This is a genomic window from Mycolicibacter senuensis (genome assembly GCF_002101885.1).
Lineage (GTDB): Bacteria > Actinomycetota > Actinomycetes > Mycobacteriales > Mycobacteriaceae > Mycobacterium > Mycobacterium senuense.
The window spans coordinates 51,520-70,136 of sequence record NZ_LQPS01000029.1 but is presented as its reverse complement, the minus strand read 5'-3'; the positions used below and the strand labels follow the sequence as shown (position 1 = coordinate 70,136).

Below are 18,617 nucleotides of genomic sequence, written 5' to 3'. Positions count from 1 at the left end.
ATGTTTGAAACCGTTTTGGTAGCCAATCGCGGTGAGATCGCGGTGCGGGTGATCCGCACCCTGCGCCGGATGGGGATCCGTTCGGTGGCGGTCTACAGCGACGCCGACGCCGGAGCGCGGCATGTGCGCGAAGCCGACACCGCGGTGCGGCTCGGCCCCGCGCCGGTGGCCGACAGCTACCTGTCGATCTCGAAGGTGCTCGAGGCCGCCGCCGAGACCGGTGCGGAGGCGATTCACCCCGGCTACGGGTTCCTCTCCGAGAACGCCGGATTCGCGGCCGCCTGCGAGGCGGCCGGGGTGGTCTTTATCGGACCGCCGGCTCGCGCCATCGAGGTTATGGGCGACAAGATCTCCGCGAAGAACGCCGTCACCGCCTTCGATGTACCGGTGGTCCCCGGGATCGCCAAGCCGCGCCTGACCGACGACGAGCTGACCGCGGCGGCCACCGAGATCGGCTATCCGGTGTTGATCAAACCGTCGGCGGGCGGCGGTGGCAAAGGCATGCACCTGGTCGACGACCCCGCGCGATTGCGGGCTTCGCTGGCCACCGCCCGGCGTGAGGCGGCTTCCGCATTCGGCGATGACACGCTGTTCCTGGAGCGATTCGTGTTGCGGCCCCGCCACATCGAGGTTCAGGTGCTCGCCGACACCCAGGGCAACGTCGTACACCTCGGCGAACGGGAATGCAGCCTGCAGCGACGCCATCAGAAGGTGATCGAGGAGGCGCCGTCACCGCTGCTGGACGCCGCGACCCGGGACCGGATCGGGACGGCGGCGTGCAACACCGCTCGCAGCGTCGACTACGTCGGCGCGGGCACGGTGGAGTTCATCGTCTCCGCGGACCGCCCGGACGAGTTCTTCTTCATGGAGATGAACACCCGACTGCAGGTCGAGCACCCGGTCACCGAAGCGGTCACCGGCCTCGACCTCGTCGAGTGGCAGCTGCGGGTGGCGGCGGGCGAGAAACTGCCGTTCGCGCAAGACGAGATCACGTTGGACGGCCACGCGATCGAGGCCCGGGTGTACGCCGAAGACCCTGGGCGGGGCTTCCTGCCCACCGGCGGCCGGGTGCTGGCGGTGCACGAACCCAGCGGTCTGGGAGTGCGAGTGGACTCGTCGCTGCAGGACGGCACCGTGGTGGGCAGCGACTACGACCCGATGCTGTCCAAGGTGATCGCCCATGGTGCCGACCGGGCGCAGGCGCTGGCACGGTTGGACGCGGCGCTGGCCGACACCGCGGTGCTGGGGGTGCAGACCAACGTCGAGTTCCTGCGGTTCCTGCTCGCCGATGATCGGGTGGTGGCCGGGGATCTCGACACCGAACTGCTCGACACCAGGTCGGCCGACTTCGCGCCGGTGCCCGCACCTGACGACGTGCTGGCCGCCGGCGGGCTGTATCGCCAGTGGGCGCTGTCCGGTCGGAAATCGTTGTGGGGCAGCCCGAGCGGATGGCGCATCGGCGCGCCGGCACCGGTGCGCACCGAGATGCGCACACCGCTGCGATCGGAGACGGTGTCGGTGTGGGGGCTTGCGACGGCTGCGCGAGTACAGGTCGGTGACGGCGAGATCCACAGCGGCAGCGCCGAAGTCGAGGGCGACCGGCTGACGGTGACACTGGCGGGCCGGCGACGCTGTTACACGTTCGCCGAGCACGATGGGCAGCTGTGGATCTCCGATGAGCGCGGCACCTGGCACCTGCGTGAAGCCGAGCTGGTTCGGGTGAACCGCGGCGGTGGTCCGCGCAGCGCCGAGATCGTCAGCCCGATGCCGGGCAGCGTGATCGCGGTGAACGTCGCGTCCGAAACGCCGGTCGCCGAGGGCGATCCGGTTGTGGTGGTCGAGGCGATGAAGATGGAGCACACCTTGACCGCGCCGATCAGCGGCCGGGTGGAGGTATTGGTATCGGTGGGCGATCAGGTGACGGTGGACCAGGTATTGGCCCGGCTGATCCCCGAATCAAGTGAGGACGAGCAGCAATGACGACGATCACGGCAGGCGAGCTGCCTAAGGAGTACCAGGATCTGCAGCACACGGTCGCCGAGTTCGCGCGCACCGTCGTCGCCCCGGTGTCCGCCAAACACGACGAAGAGCACAGCTTCCCCTACGAAGTGATCGCCAAGATGGGCGAGATGGGGTTGTTCGGGCTGCCGTTCCCCGAGGAGTACGGCGGTATGGGCGGCGACTTCTTCGCGCTGACGCTCGCGCTGGAGGAGCTCGGCAAGGTCGACCAGTCCGTCGCGATGACATTGGAAGCCGGGGTGGGCCTGGGGGCGATGCCGATCTACCGATTCGGCACCGAGGAACAGAAGCATACCTGGCTGCCCGACCTGGTGGCCGGCCGTGCGCTTGCCGGCTTCGGCCTCACCGAGCCCGGCGCCGGTTCGGATGCCGGCGGCACCCGCACCACCGCCCGGCTGGACGGCGACGAGTGGGTCATCAACGGCACCAAGCAGTTCATCACCAACTCCGGCACCGACATCACCTCGCTGGTGACCGTCACCGCCGTCACCGGGACCGGGCCCGACGGCCGCAAGGAGATCTCCACGATCATCGTCCCGTCCGGCACACCGGGTTTCACCGTCGAACCGGCCTACAACAAGGTCGGCTGGAACGCCTCGGACACCCATCCGCTCACCTTCGCCGACGCCCGTGTCCCGCAAGCCAATCTGCTCGGCGAACAGGGCCGCGGCTACGCGAACTTCCTGTCGATCCTCGATGAGGGCCGCATCGCGATCGCCGCGGTGGCCACCGGGGTCGCGCAGGGTTGTGTCGACGAGAGCGTCAAGTACGCCGGTGAGCGCGAGGCATTCGGCCAGCCGATCGGCTCCTACCAGGCGATCAGCTTCAAGATCGCGCGGATGGAGGCCCGCGCCCACGTCGCCCGCACCGCCTACTATGACGCCGCGGCGAAGATGCTGGCGGGCAAGCCGTTCAAGAAAGAGGCGGCGATCGCCAAGATGATCTCCTCGGAGGCGGCGATGGACAACGCCCGCGACGCCACCCAGATCCACGGCGGCTACGGCTTCATCAACGAATATCCGGTGGCCCGCCACTACCGCGACAGCAAGATCCTGGAGATCGGCGAAGGCACCACCGAGGTGCAGTTGATGCTGATCGCGCGATCGCTGGGGCTGGGCTGATGGGCGCCGGCAAGACGGTCGAGCAGCGCGGGCTGTGGTTCGAGGAGTACGAGATCGGCACCACCTATGCCCATCGCCCCGGACGCACCGTCACCGAAGCCGACAACGTGCTGTTCACCACGCTGACGATGAACACCCAGTCGCTGCACCTGGATGCGGCCTGGGCCGCCGGGCAACCCGGCTTCCGTGGCGAGCGCCTGGTGAACTCCATGTTCACCCTCTCCACGATCGTCGGCCTGTCGGTGGCGCAACTGACGCTGGGCACCATCGTGGCCAACCTCGGTTTCTCGGAAGTGTCGTTTCCCAAGCCGGTGTTTCACGGCGACACCCTCTACGCCGAGACGGTCTGCACCGACAAGCGCGAGTCCAAGAGCCGTCCCGGGGAGGGCATCGTGACGCTCGAGCATGTCGGGCGCAACCAGCACGGCGACGTGGTGGCCCGCGCGGTGCGGACCACGTTGGTGCGCAAGCGGCCGACGGGAGAGTCGGCATGAACCCGCACTCGACCGGACCGGCCTGGCTGTTCTGCCCGGCGGATCGTCCGGAGCGCTACGGAAAGGCCGCCGCGGTGGCCGACGTGGTCATCCTCGACCTGGAGGACGGGGTGTCCGCGGCCGACCGTCCCGCCGCCCGGGAAGCGTTGCGGGACAACCCGCTCGACCCGGAGCGGACCGTGGTGCGGATCAATCCGTCCGGTACGGAGGACCAGGGGCACGACCTGGCGGTGCTGGCCGACACCGCCTACACGACGGTGATGCTGGCCAAGACCGAGTCGGCCGCCCAGGTCGATGCGCTGGCACCCCGGCAGGTGGTCGCGCTGCTCGAAACCCCGCGCGGCGTCGTGTTCTCCACCGAGATCGCGGCCGCGCAGGCCTGTGCGGCGATGATGTGGGGCGCTGAGGATCTGGTCGCTGCGATGGGTGGAGGCTCCAGCCGCCGCGCCGACGGCAGCTATCGGGACTTCGCCCGGCACGCGCGGTCGACGGTGCTGCTGGCGGCATCGGCGTTCGGGCGCGCCGCGCTCGACGCCGTCTACCTCAATATCGGTGACCTCGACGGGTTGCGGGCCGAGGCGCTCGACGGCGCCGCGGTCGGGTTCGCCGCCACCGTGTGCATCCACCCGACCCAGGTTGCGGTGGTACGCGACGCCTACCGCCCGGGCGAGGACAAGATCGACTGGGCGCGAAGGGTGCTCGCTGCGGCACAGTACGAGCGCGGCGTGTTCGCCTTCGAGGGCCAGATGGTGGACTCGCCGGTGCTGCGGCACGCGGAGGCTATCCTGCGGCGAGCGGAATAACGCCTACCGACAGGAGTGACGGCGCGTGCGCATCACCCGGATCATCGAGAGATCGGTACCGCTGCGCGGCGAGGTCGCCAACGCACTGGTGGACTTCTCCCGGCATACCGTGTCACTGGTCGCCGTCGTCACCGACCGGATGCGCAACGGAAAGCCGGTGACCGGCATCGCCTTCAACTCGATCGGCCGGTTTGCCCAAGGCGGCATCCTGGCTGATCGGATGATCCCGCGGGTGCTGCGCGCCGACTCGGAGTCGCTGCTCGACGATGCCGGCCACATCGACCCCGCCCGGGTGCTGTATCAGGCGCTGGCCGACGAGAAGCCCGGCGGCCACGGCGACCGGGCCGGTGCGGCGGCGGCCCTGGAACTGGCGTGCTGGGATCTCAACGCCAAACTCGCCGACGAACCCGCCTACCGCACCATCGCCCGACACTTCGGTCGGGACTTGGGTTGGAACGAAGCAGCTGCAGCGGTTCCGGTATACGCCGCAGGCGGGTACTACTACCCGGCAGACGGCTTGGACCGGCTCCGGGCCGAGATGCGCGGCTATCTCGACCTGGGCTATGACGCGGTCAAGATGAAGATCGGCGGGGCGTCGATGCGTGATGATCTGGACCGCATCGAGGCGGTCATCGACGTGGTGGGCAGCGGCGCACGGGTGGCAGTGGATGCGAACGGCCGGTTCGACACGGCGGCGGCCGTCGACTGGGCGCAGGCGCTGAGCGGCTATGACCTGCGCTGGTACGAGGAGCCCGGCGATCCGCTGGACTTCGCGTTGAACGCCGAGGTGATCGCCGGTTACCCGGGGGCGGTCGCCACCGGCGAGAACCTGTTCTCGGCGCGCGATCTGACCAACCTGGTGCGCTACGGCGGCATGCGCGCGGGCCGCGACATCTTCCAGATGGACGCGGGTCTCAGCTACGGGTTGACCGAGTACGCCCGCATGCTCGGCGTGCTCGAGGCGGGTGGCTTCGACCGAAGTCACGCTTTCCCGCACGGCGGCCATCTGATCAACCTGCACATCGCGGTGGGGCTGGGCTTGGGCGGCTGCGAGTCCTATCCCGGGGTGTTCGCACCCTTCGGCGGCTATTCGCCCGGTTGCGTGCTGGCCGGTGGCACCATCGCGCCCACCGACGCCCCGGGATTCGGGCTGGAGGAGAAGCCCGGCCTGGTCGCCGCGATCGCCCTCATGGGAGGGTGAGCGGATGAAGATCGCGGTGATCGGATGCGGCGCCATGGGATCGATCTATGCCGCCAGACTGGCAGCGGCCGGCAACGACGTACTGGCCCTGGACCGCTCACCCGGGCACGTCGAAGCGATCAACCGGGGCGGTCTGCGCATCAGCGGGCCGCAACCCGATCAGGTGGTGGCGATGCGGGCGGCCACCGACGCGCCGGCCGAGCCGATGGACCTGGTGGTACTCGCCGTCAAAGCCGCCGACGTCGCCGCCGGGGCGGCCCAAGCACTCCCGCTGCTCGCCGAGGACACACCGGTGCTGACCATCCAGAACGGACTGGGCTCGGCCGACACCGTCGCCGGCATCGTGGGTGCCGAGCGGGTGGCGGTCGGCATCGCCAGCGGTTTCGGCGCGTCACGTCCCGCGCCCGGCCATGTGCACCACAACGCGATGCGAGCAGTCCGGTTCGGAGCCTATGCGGCACTGCCATTTTGGGCGGTCGAGCAGATCGCGCAGGTGTGGGCCGATGCCGGCTTCGACGCCGCCGCGGTCGCCGACATCGCCGCGATGCAGTGGGAGAAGCTGATCTGCAACGTCGCCTACAGCGCGCCGTGCGCATTGACCGGCATGACGGTGGGGCAGGTCATGGACGACGCAGACATGGGGCCGGTCAGCCGCGCCGCGGCCACCGAGGCCTGGACGGTGGCCGGCGCCGCCGGGATAGGCATCGCCGTGACCGACCCGGTTGCCCACGTGCGGGCCTTCGGGGCGCAGCTGCCGGACGCCAAACCGTCGGCACTGCTGGACCACCTGGCCCGCCGGGTCAGCGAGATCGATGTGATCAACGGCGCCGTGGTTCGCACCGCCGCGCGGGTGGGGGAGCAGGCTCCGGTCAATGCGACCCTGACGGCGCTGGTCAAAGCCGTTGAACGGCAGTGGGTAACGACCGGGGGCTGAACACCACACCGCTCGGCGTTCAGTTCGCTCCGTCCGGCCGGCAGCGCCGTTAGCCTCGAGGTTCATGACCTCCGACAAGGCGAGGGTGGATCTCAGCGGAGCTCCGCAGACCATGCTCGCGACGCTGTACGCCAAAGCGCTGGACGCCGACTTGCCCGAACCGATCCTGGGTGATCGCTACGCCAAGGAGGTGGTCGCACGCATCGACTACGACTGGGCCAGGACCACGATCACCGCGGCCCGGTCACCGTCGGTGACCACCCGCTCGGCGCACTTCGATGCCTGGGCAGGCCAGTTCCTGGCGGTCAACCCCGACGCGGTGGTGCTGCATGTGGGGTGTGGGCTCGACGCCCGCTATCTGCGGCTGCAGCCCGGCGACGGGGTCGACTGGTATGACATCGACTATCCCGACGTCGCCGAGCTGCGCCGGCGGCTACTTCCCGCGCGCGAACAAAACCACGTGGTGGCGGCATCGGTCACCGACCCGGCGTGGCTGGCCGAAATTCCCACGGGCCGGCCGACATTGATGCTCGGTGAAGGGCTGACCATGTATCTCAACGAATCCGAGGGCGTGGCGTTGCTGCGCCGAGTGGTCGGGCACGCTCCGAGCGGGGAGTTGCAGTTCGACGCCTTCAACCGGTTGGGCATCAAGACTCAGTGGGCCAACGCCGTGGTACGCCGCTCCGGGGCGCAGCTGCAGTGGGGGATCAACGACCCCCGCGAGATCCTGGCAGCGGTGCCGGGCGCCCGGCTGCTGCAATGGGTCCGCTGGTTCGAGTCGGACACCTACGGGCAGCTTCCCCGCCGCTATCGGGCGCTGGGCAAAGTGATGTCGCTGGTTCCGGCGGTGGCGAACATGTCGCAGTACCACCGCTACGCCTTCTGAGCGGTGCCGCCTAGGGCACCATTGACTATTTACGTTACGTAATGTAAATCTTTGGTGCGTGAGTCGATTGGACGGCCGGTGACGGCCGATTCAGCATCCGCCCCGACCGGCCGCGGACGCCCGCGTAATCCGCGCACCGAGCAGGCCATCACCGAGGCCGCCCGCCGGTTGCTGGCCCGCGACGGCTACGACCAGGTGTCCATCGAGGCGATCGCCCGCGAGGCAGACGTCAGCCGCCCCACCGTCTACCGGCGCTGGCCATCGAAGACGCACCTGGTGTTCGACGCGGTCTTCGATGCCGCCGAGGTCGGTGACGTGCTGACCAGATCGGGCGACTTCGAAGCAGACCTGCGCCAATTCGTTGCCGGCGTGTTCGAGTTCTGGCGCTCACCGGAGGTGGCCGCCGCGGCGCTGGGCATCCTGGCCGACCGGCACCGGGATCCGGACCTGTTCATCCGCACCCAGCAGCTGCTCGACGAGACCACCCGCACCGCGTTCGCGGGGCTGGTCCGTGCCGGCATCGACCAGGGTGTGCTGGATGCCGACATCGATATCGAGATCGCCTATGACGCATTGGTGGGCACCAGCTTCTACATCGCCCAGGTCTTGGCCACCGACACCGTCGACGCCGCCGCCGACCGGCTGTGCACCCTGCTGCTGCAGGGAATGAGAAAGAAGGAGAACCGGGATGAGTGACGAGCTGTCTCAGGCATTCGGGGACCTGATCGAGGAGGTTCGCGCGATCGAACAGCGCCTGCTGGGTGCCGATCCGCCGCTGCCGGAGGCCGACATCCTCGACGGCTACCGGTGGGCGTTGAGCCTGCTGCGGGTCGCCGCCGACGCCTACATCTGGGGAGACGCCGACAAGCCGATCCTGGTCGACGCGATCGGCCCGTACCTGAAGTGGGGCGGTGACAACTCCGACGCCTGTTACCAGCTGGCGCCGATCGACCCCGGTCGCAGCTACCGGGTCACCGGCAACCGCGGCGACGCGGTCTACCTGTCGATGACGGTCTACGGCGGCCCGGACGACGGCCGCTACAGCGACCGCATCATCGACACGATCAACGATCGCGACCTGGGATGCGACATCGACGGTGACTTCGAATTCGTCATCAGCGCCACTGAGCAACAGGGCAATTGGCTCAAGCTCGAACCCGACGCGGTCTTCATCCTGACCCGCGACTACTTCACCGAGCCGGACGCCGACCGGCGAGCGCAGTGGAAGATCGAGGCGCTCGACGACACGCCGCGGCGCCCCGACAGCCGCGCCGACCTGAGCCGGCGGATGCGTGCGGCGCGGACCTGGATCCGCGAACAGGCTGCCATGGCGCCGGTGCGGCTGCCGGCCAACGAGTTGCAGGACCCGTACCCGGTCCCGAGCCGCACCGTCGGCTGGGCCGCCGGCGACGCCGCCTACGCCATGGGGGCCTACGAACTGCAGACCGGTCAGGCCCTGGTCGTCGAAGGAACCTCCCCGGAGTGCGTGTTCTGGAACATGTGCCTGTGGAATCCGTTCCTGCACACCTACGACCACACCCGTGAACGGGTCACCATCAACGGCGCCCAGGTCGGCTACGCCCCGGACGGATCGTGGCAGATCGTGATCAGCGACACCGATCCCGGGCATCCGAACTGGGTGTCGACCGCCGGCCGATCGAAGGGCCTGATCTGGTTCCGCTGGTTCCTACCGGAGGCAACCCCGGACCCGCTGAGCTGCCGAGTCGTCGACGTCGCGGAGCTGAGCTCATGAGCGGCCCGCAGCCGGGTAGGGCGCGCCCGGCGCCGATCCGCCTCGATGACCTCGCCCGGCCGGTCTTCCCCGACGCCGCTGCGCCGATGCGCGAGGGCATGGCCGGCTACGGTGCCACGCTGCAACTGACCCCGCAGGCGTTGCTCCAGACCGCAACCGAGCGAACCGGCCTGGACAACTGGGGGGACAACGCATTCCGGGAGCGCCTCGAGGTGCTTTGCGAGTCGCTGGTGAACGAAGCCGACCTGTCGGGCGTCGGGCGGATGATGGCGTTCGAGCAACTGGCCGGTCACCTGGTCAACCGGCTACGGCTGGAAGACCTGATCGCGGCGCACCCCGAAATCGAAGACGTCGCGATCGATCGCCCGATCATCATCTGCGGGCTGCCCCGCACCGGGACCACCCATCTGCACAACCTGATCGCCGCCGACCCGGCGCTGCGGTACCTGCCCTACTGGGAGAGCCTGGAGCCGGTAGCCGTACCCGGCGAACCCGATCCGCAGGCCAGGCGCGATCGCTGCGCCGTCGGCCTGGATCTGATCAACACCTCGATGCCCGAGTTCAAGCGCATGCACGACATGACCGTCGACCACGCGCACGAGGAGATCCAACTGCTGGGCAACGACATCTCCGGGATGCTCTTCGAATGCAGCTACTTTCTGCCGAGCTTCGCGCAGCACTACAAGGCACACGACCAGACCGCCTCATACGCCTACCTCAAACGCAGCCTGCAAGCGCTGCAATGGCTGCGGGGCCCACAGCGCTGGGTGCTCAAATCACCGCAGCATCTGGAACAGTTCCCGGCGCTGTACGCCACCTTCCCGGACGCCACCTTCGTTGTCACCCACCGGGATCCGGTCGAGGTGACGAAGTCGATGGCGACCATGATCAGCTACGGTGCGCGAATGGGATGCGACCGTCCCGACCCGGTCAAGATCTCGTCGTACTGGTTCGACCGAGCCGACGACCTCCTCAGCGGGTGCCTGGCCGACCGCGACGTGCTGCCGGCGGCGCAGTCCATCGACGTGCGCTTCGAGGACTTCATGGCCGACGAGGACGGCACCGTCGCCGCCATCTACGAACTGGCCGACCAACCGCTCGATGACCGCGCGCGGAAAGCGATGACGCAGTTCTGCGTCGACCACCCTCGCGGCCGCTACGGCACGGTGGACTACCAGCCCGCCGACTTGGGGCTGAACGCCGACGACGTCGCTGCACGCCTGGAGGACTACCGGAAGCGGTTCGTTGCCGACTGATCGGAGGCCAACCCGTTGGCGATCGATGTCTATCGATGTCTAAGGGCACTTTCTCCTGGTAGCGCCGTCACCGTAGCCTGGCGATCATGATTCAGTTGGGGTCGCCGCCGTCCCCGGCGCCGTCCGCGAAGCGCCGCCGCCGGGGCGGGCCGCGCGGGCCGGTGTTCCTGGGCGCCAACATCGTGGTCCTGGCCTGGCTGGCCGTCTCGGTCGCGCTGCTGATCGGACACAACGCCATCTCGCACCCGATCTGGCTGCCCGTGCACGCGCTGCTGCTCGGCGCCGCCACCAACGCCATCGTGATCTGGTCGGGGCACTTCACCACGACGCTGTGCCGGGTTCCCGATCCGCCGCACTGGCACCTGGTGGCCAAACTCGCCGTGCTCAACGCGGGCGTGATCGCCACCCTGGCGGGAGTCACCTGGAACGCCGAGGCACTGACCGGCCTCGGCGGCGCCGTCGTGGCCGCGGTCGGCGTCGCGCACGGCGCGGAGTTGATCGCGATGAAGAAGTCGGCGCTCTCGGCGCGCTTCGACTATCTCGTCGGTTTCTATCTGGCCGCCGTCGTCGCCCTGCTGATCGGATCGGCGGCCGGCGCCACCATGGCCTTCGGCGTTGCGCGGTGGTATGCGCGGTTGTGGACGACCCACGTGCACGTGATGCTCTACGGCTGGATCGGACTGACCGTGGTGGGCACGCTGTTCACCCTGTGGCCCACCACGATCCGGGAGAAGATCACCCCGCGCAGCTTCGCGATGGCCCGTCGTGCGCTGCCGACCCTGACGGCCGGCTTGGCGATCGCCACCGCGGGCCTGATCGCCGACAGTTGGTGGCTGGCTGCGGCGGGTCTGGCGGGCTATGCGATCGGAGCCGGTCTGGCGATCGTCGGACTGTGGCCGGGACGGAGTTTCACCGGCCCGGCGGCCTGGATGCTGGTCGGTGCGACCGGCTGGCTGGGGGTGGCCGTCGTAATCGAGGTGGTAGCACTGATCGCGGGCCGCTCCGTCGATGTGCTGCCCGCATTCGTCGAACACACCCTGCTGCCGCTACTGGCGGTCGGTTTCGTCGCTCAGATCCTGCTCGGCGCCCTCAGTCAACTGCTGCCGATCCTGGTGGCCCACGGACCGCCGATTCGTAAGGCGGTCATCGCTTACCTGGATCAGGGCTGGCAGGTGCGGGTGGCTGCGATCAACGTTGCCGTGCCGCTGGTGGCCGGACCGTGGCGCGGGCCGTTGCCCGTTATCGGCTGGGTGTTGGCCGCCGTCGCGGTGGCCAGCTTCGTGCTGCTGGCGCTGCGACTGGCGTTGCCGGTGGCGCTGCGTGGACCGATCGACGTGGAGACGATCAAACCGCACCCCGCTGCGGTGACCGGGGCGGTCGCGCTGGCCGCCGCGGCCGCGGTCGCCGCGGCGCTGACACTGGCGCCGGCCGCCTCGGAAGTGGCCGACGTCGCCGGCGAGGCGCACACCGTCGACGTGACGCTGAACAACATGCGGTTCTCCCCGGACGTGCTCGAGGTGCCGGCCGGAACCCGGCTGGTGCTGCGGGTCACCAACATCGACGGACTGCCGCACGACCTGCACGTCGACACCGGCGAGCACACGCCGCGGCTGAGCCGCGGCCAGACGGCGGTGCTCGATCTCGGGGTGGTCCGGCAGGACCGCGACGTCTGGTGCGACGTGCCCGGCCACCGGGCTGCCGGGATGACGATGACGATCCGTGCCCTCGGCGGTGTGCCACGCCACGAGCACGCCGGCGGTGACCACGGCGGGCGAGCTCCCACACCGGAAACGCTGAACCTGGCCGTCGACCCGTCGCCGGGATGGCGGCCGTACGACGCGGTGTTGGCGCCGGCAACACCGGGCGTGCACCGGGTGGAACTGCGCGCCGTGGACGCCGAACTCGAGGTCGCACCCGGCCGCCGCGAGATCCGCTGGACCTTCGGCGGTAGCGAGCCGGCCCCCACATTGCACGGCCGGGTCGGGGACACCTTCGAGATCACGTTGATCAACGACTCCACCATGGGCCACGGCATCGACTTTCATGCCGGGGCGCTCGCACCGGACCAACCGATGCGCACGCTGGAGCCGGGGGAGCGGCTGGTCTACCGGTTCACCGCGCGACGGGCCGGCGCCTGGCTGTATCACTGCAGCACCCCGCCGATGACGCTGCACATCGCCAACGGCATGTACGGCGCGGTGATCATCGACCCGCCCGGACTGTCGGCGGTGGACCGGGAGTACGCCCTGGTCGGCGCGCAACTCTATGCCGGAGCGCCCGACGCCGACGCCAAGACCACGGCGATCCGCGCCGGACAACCCGACGGCTGGATGTTCAACGGCACCGCGGCCCAGTACATGCACGCCCCGCTGCCGGCGCGCTCCGGCGAACGGGTGCGGGTCTGGGTGGTCAACGCCGGACCCGGCGACACGATCGCCTTCCACATCGTCGGCACACAGTTCGACACCGTCTACAAGGAGGGCGCCTGGCTGCTGCGGCCCGGCGACCCCTCGGCCCCGGCCGGCGGCTCCCAGGTCCTGGACCTGGCGACCGCCCAGGGCGGTTTCGTCGAGCTCACCTTCCCCGAGCCGGGCCACTACCCGTTCATGGACCACGACATGCGGCACGCCGAAAACGGCGCCCACGGCACCTTCGAGGTCGTCGGCTAAATGCCGGTAGGCGCGGTTCGACGGTAGGGCCTCAAGTAGGGCGGCAGCGAGACGGCCGGGTCGAGGTCGCCGGCCGGTTGGGGCGATCCGGCGGTCACCGACAACGGCACCACACCGGCCCAGTACGGCAGGGCGAGGTCTTCGGGATCGTCGACCGGACCGCCGCTGCGCACCTTGGCGGAGACCTCCACCAGGTCCAGTGCCAGCACGGCGGTCATGGCCAGCTCGCGGTCGTTGGGGGGCCTGCTGTCGGCGGCGCGGCCGGACACCACATGGTCGACCAGGGCCGCCAGCGCGACGCGCTTCTCGCCGCGGTCAACCACCGGTCGCGCCGCGCCACGGATGATCACCGAGCGATAGGCCAGCGAGTGGTGCAGCGCCGAGCGGGCCAGCACCAGGCCGTCGATCAGGCTGACGGTGACGCAGACCGGCAGCCCCGCCGGGTCTTTCGCCGCGGCCAGCATCGGGCCGCTGCCGGTGGAACCGTGCAGGTAGAGCACCTCGCGGTGGCGGGCGTGGGTGGTGGGCAGCACCACCGGGGATCCCTCGTCGAGATAACCGAGATGACAGATCAGCGCCTCATCGAGGATGCGGTGGACGGTCTCGTGGTCATAGCGTGCCCGTTCCCGGTACCTGGTGGGCGTGGTGCGGTCCGTGCGCGCATAAGTCCGAGCCATCACCATTGCCTTTCAGTATTGAACTAGTACATAATCAATTATGTGACGGTACAATACTCTGTTACCGGTGCGGGTGCTGAGTCGATAGCCGCCAGCATCGAAGCCGGCATCTCCGACGGTCTGCTGGCGCCGGGGAGCGCGCTACCGCCCATCCGCGAACTGGCCGGTCGGCTCGCCGTCAACCCGAACACCGTCGCCGCCGCCTACCGGTTGCTGCGCGACCGCGGAGCCGTCGAAACCGCCGGGCGGCGGGGAACCCGGATACGGGATCGGCCGGCGACCACACCGCGCTCGCTACGCGGCCTGACGGTCCCGGCCGGTGTCCGTGATCTCTCCACCGGCAACCCGAACCCGGCGCTGCTGCCGATCGCCGGCGCTCGGCTGTCGCCGCCGGTGACCCCGGTGCTGTACGGGCAGCCACCCGTCTCGCCGGAGTTGGCCGACCACGCCCGGGCCGCCCTGGAAGCCGACGGCGTGGCGGCCGAGCACCTGGCGGTGACATCGGGCGCACTGGATGCGATCGAGCGGGTACTGGCGGCTCACCTGCGTCCCGGGGACCGGGTGGCCGTCGAAGACCCCGGGTGGGCCAACCTGCTCGACCTGCTCGGCGCGCTGGGGCTGGTGGTGGAACCGGTCGGCGGCGACGACGACGGGCCATTGGTCGCGGACCTGGCCCGGGCGCTGCGCCGCGGAGTACGAGCGGTGGTGGTGACCAGCCGCGCCCAGAACCCGAGCGGCGGCGCGATGTCGGCGCAGCGTGCCGCTGCGCTGCGTGCCGTGCTGGCCGAAACCGGCAATGACGTGCTGCTCATCGAAGACGACCACTGCGCCGGGGTGGCGGGGGTGGCGCTGCACCCGCTGGCCGGTGTGGTGCGGGACTGGGCGTTCGTGCGGTCTGTGGCCAAGGCCTACGGCCCGGACCTGCGGCTGGCACTGCTGGCCGGGGACCGTCGCACCATCGAACGGGTACACGGCCGGCAGCGGCTGGGGCCGGGCTGGGTCAGCCACCTGTTGCAGGACGTCGTCGTCGGCATGTGGCGGGACCGGAAAGCGACACGGCTGGTGGCCGACGCCGAAGCCGTCTACACCGACCGACGCACCCGGCTGTGCGCGGCGCTGGCCGACCGCGGCCTGGCCTGCCGCGGTCGTTCGGGGCTCAACGTCTGGATTCCGGTACCGGACGAGTCGGCGGCGATCACGCGATTGTTCGCCGCGGGCTGGGCCGCCGCCCCGGGCAGCCGGTTCCGGATCGGTAGTCCGCCGGGAATCCGCCTCACCATCTCGGATCTGGCCGCCGCCGAGATCGGACCGCTGGCCGATGCCATAGCGGATTCGCTGGGCGGCACCGGAACCGTGAGCGTGTGACGACCGGCCCGCAGACACGTCGACGCCACCGGTCACGGTCAACGGGCAACCGCGGGTTCACTGGCATAATGAGAGCAGCGTCACAAGGAGGCTCGCATGGGCCAGCTGCCAGGCATTCCCGGTCCCCAGGTCGCCCTCGAACCTGTGCAGCTGATCGGCCCGGACGGCGCACCGACCGCCGAGAACCGCTACAGCCGTGACCTGCCCGGCGAAACGCTGTGCTGGCTCTACGAACTGATGGTGCTCACCCGCGAGCTCGACACCGAGCTGGTCAACCTGCAGCGCCAAGGGGAACTGGCGCTGTACGCCTCCTGTCGCGGCCAGGAGGCGGCCCAGATCGGCGCCGCGGCATGCCTGCGCAAGACCGACTGGCTGTTCCCGCAGTACCGCGAGCTGGGGGTGTTCGTCGCCCGGGGCATCCCGGCGTGGAACCTGGCGGCCGCTTGGCGCGGAACATGGAACGGCGGACTGGACTTCACTGCGAAATGCTGTGCGCCGATCTCGGTTCCGATCGGCACCCAGGCGTTGCACGCGGTGGGCGCGGCGATGGGCGCACAACGCCTCGGCGAGGACTCGGCCACCGTCGCGTTCGTCGGCGACGGGGCCACCAGCGAGGGCGATGTGCATGAGGCGCTGAACTTCGCCGCGGTGTTCGCCGCCCCTTGCGTGTTCTATGTGCAGAACAACCAGTGGGCGATCTCGGTGCCGCTGCGCCGGCAGACCGCCGCTCCGTCACTGGCGCACAAGGCGATCGGCTACGGAATGCCCGGAATCAGGGTGGACGGCAACGATCCGCTGGCCTGTTATGCGGTGATGGCCGAAGCGGTCGAGCGGGCCCGCACCGGCGGCGGCCCCACCCTGGTCGAGGCCGTCACCTACCGGCTCGGCCCGCACACCACCTCCGACGATCCGACGCGTTACCGCAGCAGCGCCGAACTCGAGCGCTGGGCGGCGCTCGACCCGATCCCGCGTTACCGCAGCTATTTGCGCAACACCGGCGCATGGACGCAGCGCCTCGAGGACCGGGTCGCGGCCCGGTCCCAGCGGCTGCGCACCGAGTTGCGGGACGCGACGGTCGGCGCGGCCGATGTCGACGTCGACGAGGTGTTCACCACGGTGTTCGCCGAGCTAACCCCGGAGTTGCAGCAGCAGCGCCGGGCGCTGCGTGCCGAGCTGGCCAGGGAGCGCTGATGACCCAGATCCTTGAACCGCCCACCCGCTCGCCGGCCACCGTGCCGAGCACCGGGCCGAACGCGGGTACCGAACAGCTGACCATGGTGGCCGCACTCAACCGGGCGTTGCGTGACGCGATGCACGCCGAGCGCAAGGTGTTGGTGTTCGGCACCGATGTCGGGGTGCAGGGCGGGGTGTTCCGGGTGACCGAGGGCCTGGCCGAAACCTTCGGCGAGCAACGCTGTTTCGATACCCCGCTGGCCGAGTCGGCGGTGATCGGCATCGCCGTCGGGCTGGCGGTGCGCGGCTTCGTGCCCGTCCCGGAGATCCAGTTCGACGGATTCAGCTACCCGGCACTGGACCAGATGGTCAGTCACCTGGCGAAGTACCGGACCCGGACCCGCGGCGAGATCCCGATGCCAGTGACCGTCCGAATCCCGTCATTCGGCGGAATCGGTGCGGCCGAACACCACTCGGAGTCCACCGAAACCTACTGGTCCCACACCGCGGGGCTCAAGGTGGTGGTACCCGCCGACCCGTCGGACGCCTACTGGCTGCTGCGGCATGCCATCTCCGCGCCCGACCCGGTGATCTTCCTGGAGCCGAAGCGGCGGTACTGGGCGCGCGGCGCCGTCGACACCGCCCACCCGCAACCGGGCATCGGTTGCGCTGCGGTGCGCCGCGCCGGTACCGACGTCACGGTGCTGACCTACGGCGGCGGGGTGGCCACCGCGCTGTCGGCGGCTGAAATCGGTGCACGGCAACACGGGTGGAGCCTGGAAGTGGTCGACCTGCGGTCCCTGGTTCCGCTCGACTTCGACACCGTCGCGGCATCGGTGCGCCGCACCGGGCGGTGCGTGGTGCTGCACGAGGGCCCGCGCAACCTCGGCTACGGCGCCGAACTGGCGGCCCGCATTCAGGAGGAACTGTTCTACGAACTGGAGGCACCGGTGTTGCGCGCCACCGGATTCGACACCCCGTACCCGCCGGCCCGGCTGGAGCGGCTGTGGCTTCCGGGACCCGACCGCCTGCTGGATTGCGTCCAGCGTGTGCTGGAGGCGCCGTGAGTACAGAACAGATCACGACGTTCGCGGTTCCAGACCTGGGTGAGGGACTCGAAGAGGTCACGGTGACCAGTTGGGACGTGGCCGTCGGTGACGAGGTGGAACTCAACCAGACGCTGTGCTCGGTGGAGACGGCCAAAGCCGAAGTGGAGATTCCCAGCCCGTACGCCGGCCGGATCGTCGAACTCGGTGGCGCCGAGGGCGATGTGCTCGCGGTCGGGGCGCCGCTGGTGCGGATCGATACCGGTCCGGCGGCTGAGTCCGCGCCCCAGCCCTTCGACGCGACGCCGCCGGTGCGCGCAGCGGTGTTGGTCGGCTACGGCGCCGACGACACCGTCGACGCCAGCCGCCGAGCCTGCGCGAGCAGCCCCCGACCCAAAGCCAAGCCGGGCGCCCGCAAGCTCGCCGCCGAGTTGGGCGTCGACCTGGGCGGCGTGCCACCGGGCCCGCGCGGCGTGATCACCACCGACGGCGTGCTGGCCGCGGCGGCCGCCGACCGGTCGGCCGATGAGCTGCGTCCGGTGAGTCGGGTGCAGGCTGCGATGGCAGAGCGAATGACCATGTCCCGCAGTAAGATCCCGGATGCCCATGCCGCCGTACAGGTGGATTGCACCAATCTGCTGCAGCTGCGCGACCGCCTTGCCGACCACGTCGGCGGCACATCGATCACGCCGTTCACACTGACGCTGCGGCTGGTGATCCTCGCCTTGACCCGTCATCCGGTGCTCAACGCGACCTGGGTCGACGCGCCGGAGGGCCCCCGGGTCCGCACCCACCGTGCCATCCACCTAGGCTTCGGGGTGGCCGCCCCGCGTGGACTGCTGGTCCCGGTGGTGTTCGACGCGCACCGCAAGACCACCCGGGACCTCGCCGACTGCGTGACGCGGCTCATCGTCGGCGCCCGCGCCGGCAGTCTCCAACCGGCCGAGTTGCAGGGGTCGACGTTCACCGTCTCCAACTTCGGCGCCCTCGGCATCGACGACGGTGTGCCGGTGATCAACTACCCCGAGGCGGCGATCCTGGGCATGGGTTCGCTGAAACCGCGGCCGGTCGCCATCGACGACGCCGTCGTCATCCGCCCGCAGATGACGCTGACCTGCGCGTTTGACCACCGTGTCGCCGACGGTGCACAGGTCGCCGAATTCCTGTGTGCGCTACGCGGTCTGATCGAACATCCCGATACCGCGCTGCTGGACCTGTAG

16 protein-coding genes are annotated in these 18,617 nt (G+C 69.6%); 15 read left to right on the top strand and 1 reads right to left on the bottom strand.

Annotation, left to right across the window (positions count from 1 at the left end; translation table 11 throughout):
- The 11 genes from AWC24_RS07165 to AWC24_RS07115 all read left to right on the top strand — a co-directional run bounded on the left by AWC24_RS07165 (position 1) and on the right by AWC24_RS07115 (position 13,136).
- Positions 1 to 1,980 (top strand): acetyl/propionyl/methylcrotonyl-CoA carboxylase subunit alpha, encoded by a 1,980-nt coding sequence (locus AWC24_RS07165; RefSeq protein WP_085083395.1) that lies wholly within the window; start codon positions 1 to 3, stop codon positions 1,978 to 1,980.
- Complete coding sequence (locus AWC24_RS07160; RefSeq protein ID WP_085083393.1) at positions 1,977 to 3,140, top strand: acyl-CoA dehydrogenase family protein; 1,164 nt, start codon at positions 1,977 to 1,979, stop codon at positions 3,138 to 3,140. Before AWC24_RS07165 ends, AWC24_RS07160 begins: the two co-directional genes overlap by 4 nt.
- Entirely contained in the window at positions 3,140 to 3,634 is a 495-nt protein-coding gene (locus AWC24_RS07155; RefSeq protein ID WP_085083391.1) for a MaoC family dehydratase, read from the top strand. The genes AWC24_RS07160 and AWC24_RS07155 overlap by 1 nt, the downstream gene beginning before the upstream one ends.
- Entirely contained in the window at positions 3,631 to 4,437 is an 807-nt protein-coding gene (locus tag AWC24_RS07150) for an HpcH/HpaI aldolase/citrate lyase family protein (protein WP_085083389.1), read from the top strand. Before AWC24_RS07155 ends, AWC24_RS07150 begins: the two co-directional genes overlap by 4 nt.
- Before the next feature lie 25 nt (positions 4,438 to 4,462).
- On the top strand, positions 4,463 to 5,638 hold the full coding sequence (locus tag AWC24_RS07145; protein WP_085083387.1) for an enolase C-terminal domain-like protein: 1,176 nt from the start codon (positions 4,463 to 4,465) through the stop codon (positions 5,636 to 5,638).
- Between the two features lie 4 nt (positions 5,639 to 5,642).
- Positions 5,643 to 6,572 (top strand): ketopantoate reductase family protein, encoded by a 930-nt coding sequence (locus tag AWC24_RS07140; RefSeq protein ID WP_085083385.1) that lies wholly within the window; start codon positions 5,643 to 5,645, stop codon positions 6,570 to 6,572.
- 64 nt (positions 6,573 to 6,636) lie between these two features.
- Positions 6,637 to 7,458 (top strand): class I SAM-dependent methyltransferase, encoded by an 822-nt coding sequence (locus AWC24_RS07135; RefSeq protein ID WP_085083383.1) that lies wholly within the window; start codon positions 6,637 to 6,639, stop codon positions 7,456 to 7,458.
- 78 nt (positions 7,459 to 7,536) lie between these two features.
- Positions 7,537 to 8,154, top strand: coding sequence for a TetR/AcrR family transcriptional regulator (locus AWC24_RS07130; RefSeq protein WP_174813618.1), 618 nt, complete (start codon positions 7,537 to 7,539; stop codon positions 8,152 to 8,154).
- Positions 8,147 to 9,211 carry a DUF1214 domain-containing protein gene (locus tag AWC24_RS07125; protein ID WP_085083379.1) on the top strand — a complete coding sequence of 355 codons (1,065 nt, stop codon included), beginning with the start codon at positions 8,147 to 8,149 and terminating at the stop codon, positions 9,209 to 9,211. Before AWC24_RS07130 ends, AWC24_RS07125 begins: the two co-directional genes overlap by 8 nt.
- Positions 9,208 to 10,467: a sulfotransferase family protein gene (locus AWC24_RS07120; RefSeq protein WP_085083377.1), complete on the top strand. Its 1,260-nt coding sequence runs from the start codon at positions 9,208 to 9,210 to the stop codon at positions 10,465 to 10,467. The genes AWC24_RS07125 and AWC24_RS07120 overlap by 4 nt, the downstream gene beginning before the upstream one ends.
- An 86-nt stretch (positions 10,468 to 10,553) precedes the next feature.
- Complete coding sequence (locus AWC24_RS07115) at positions 10,554 to 13,136, top strand: multicopper oxidase domain-containing protein (RefSeq protein WP_165757715.1); 2,583 nt, start codon at positions 10,554 to 10,556, stop codon at positions 13,134 to 13,136.
- Here AWC24_RS07115 and AWC24_RS07110 read toward each other — a convergent pair.
- Positions 13,133 to 13,813, bottom strand: a complete 681-nt coding sequence (locus AWC24_RS07110; RefSeq protein ID WP_085083432.1) for a pyridoxamine 5'-phosphate oxidase family protein — start codon at positions 13,811 to 13,813, stop codon at positions 13,133 to 13,135. The genes AWC24_RS07115 and AWC24_RS07110 overlap by 4 nt on opposite strands.
- Before the next feature lie 42 nt (positions 13,814 to 13,855).
- Between AWC24_RS07110 and AWC24_RS07105 the strand changes: the two genes are divergently transcribed.
- From AWC24_RS07105 to AWC24_RS07090, 4 genes are all read left to right on the top strand, one after another.
- Positions 13,856 to 15,178 carry an aminotransferase class I/II-fold pyridoxal phosphate-dependent enzyme gene (locus AWC24_RS07105; protein ID WP_085083375.1) on the top strand — a complete coding sequence of 441 codons (1,323 nt, stop codon included), beginning with the start codon at positions 13,856 to 13,858 and terminating at the stop codon, positions 15,176 to 15,178.
- Positions 15,179 to 15,274: 96 nt separating this feature from the next.
- The gene (pdhA, locus tag AWC24_RS07100; RefSeq protein ID WP_085083373.1) at positions 15,275 to 16,369 is read left to right on the top strand and encodes a pyruvate dehydrogenase (acetyl-transferring) E1 component subunit alpha; all 1,095 of its coding nucleotides are present in this window, start codon (positions 15,275 to 15,277) and stop codon (positions 16,367 to 16,369) included.
- Positions 16,369 to 17,418 carry an alpha-ketoacid dehydrogenase subunit beta gene (locus AWC24_RS07095; RefSeq protein ID WP_085083371.1) on the top strand — a complete coding sequence of 350 codons (1,050 nt, stop codon included), beginning with the start codon at positions 16,369 to 16,371 and terminating at the stop codon, positions 17,416 to 17,418. Before pdhA ends, AWC24_RS07095 begins: the two co-directional genes overlap by 1 nt.
- Positions 17,415 to 18,617, top strand: a complete 1,203-nt coding sequence (locus AWC24_RS07090) for a dihydrolipoamide acetyltransferase family protein (protein ID WP_085083369.1) — start codon at positions 17,415 to 17,417, stop codon at positions 18,615 to 18,617. The genes AWC24_RS07095 and AWC24_RS07090 overlap by 4 nt, the downstream gene beginning before the upstream one ends.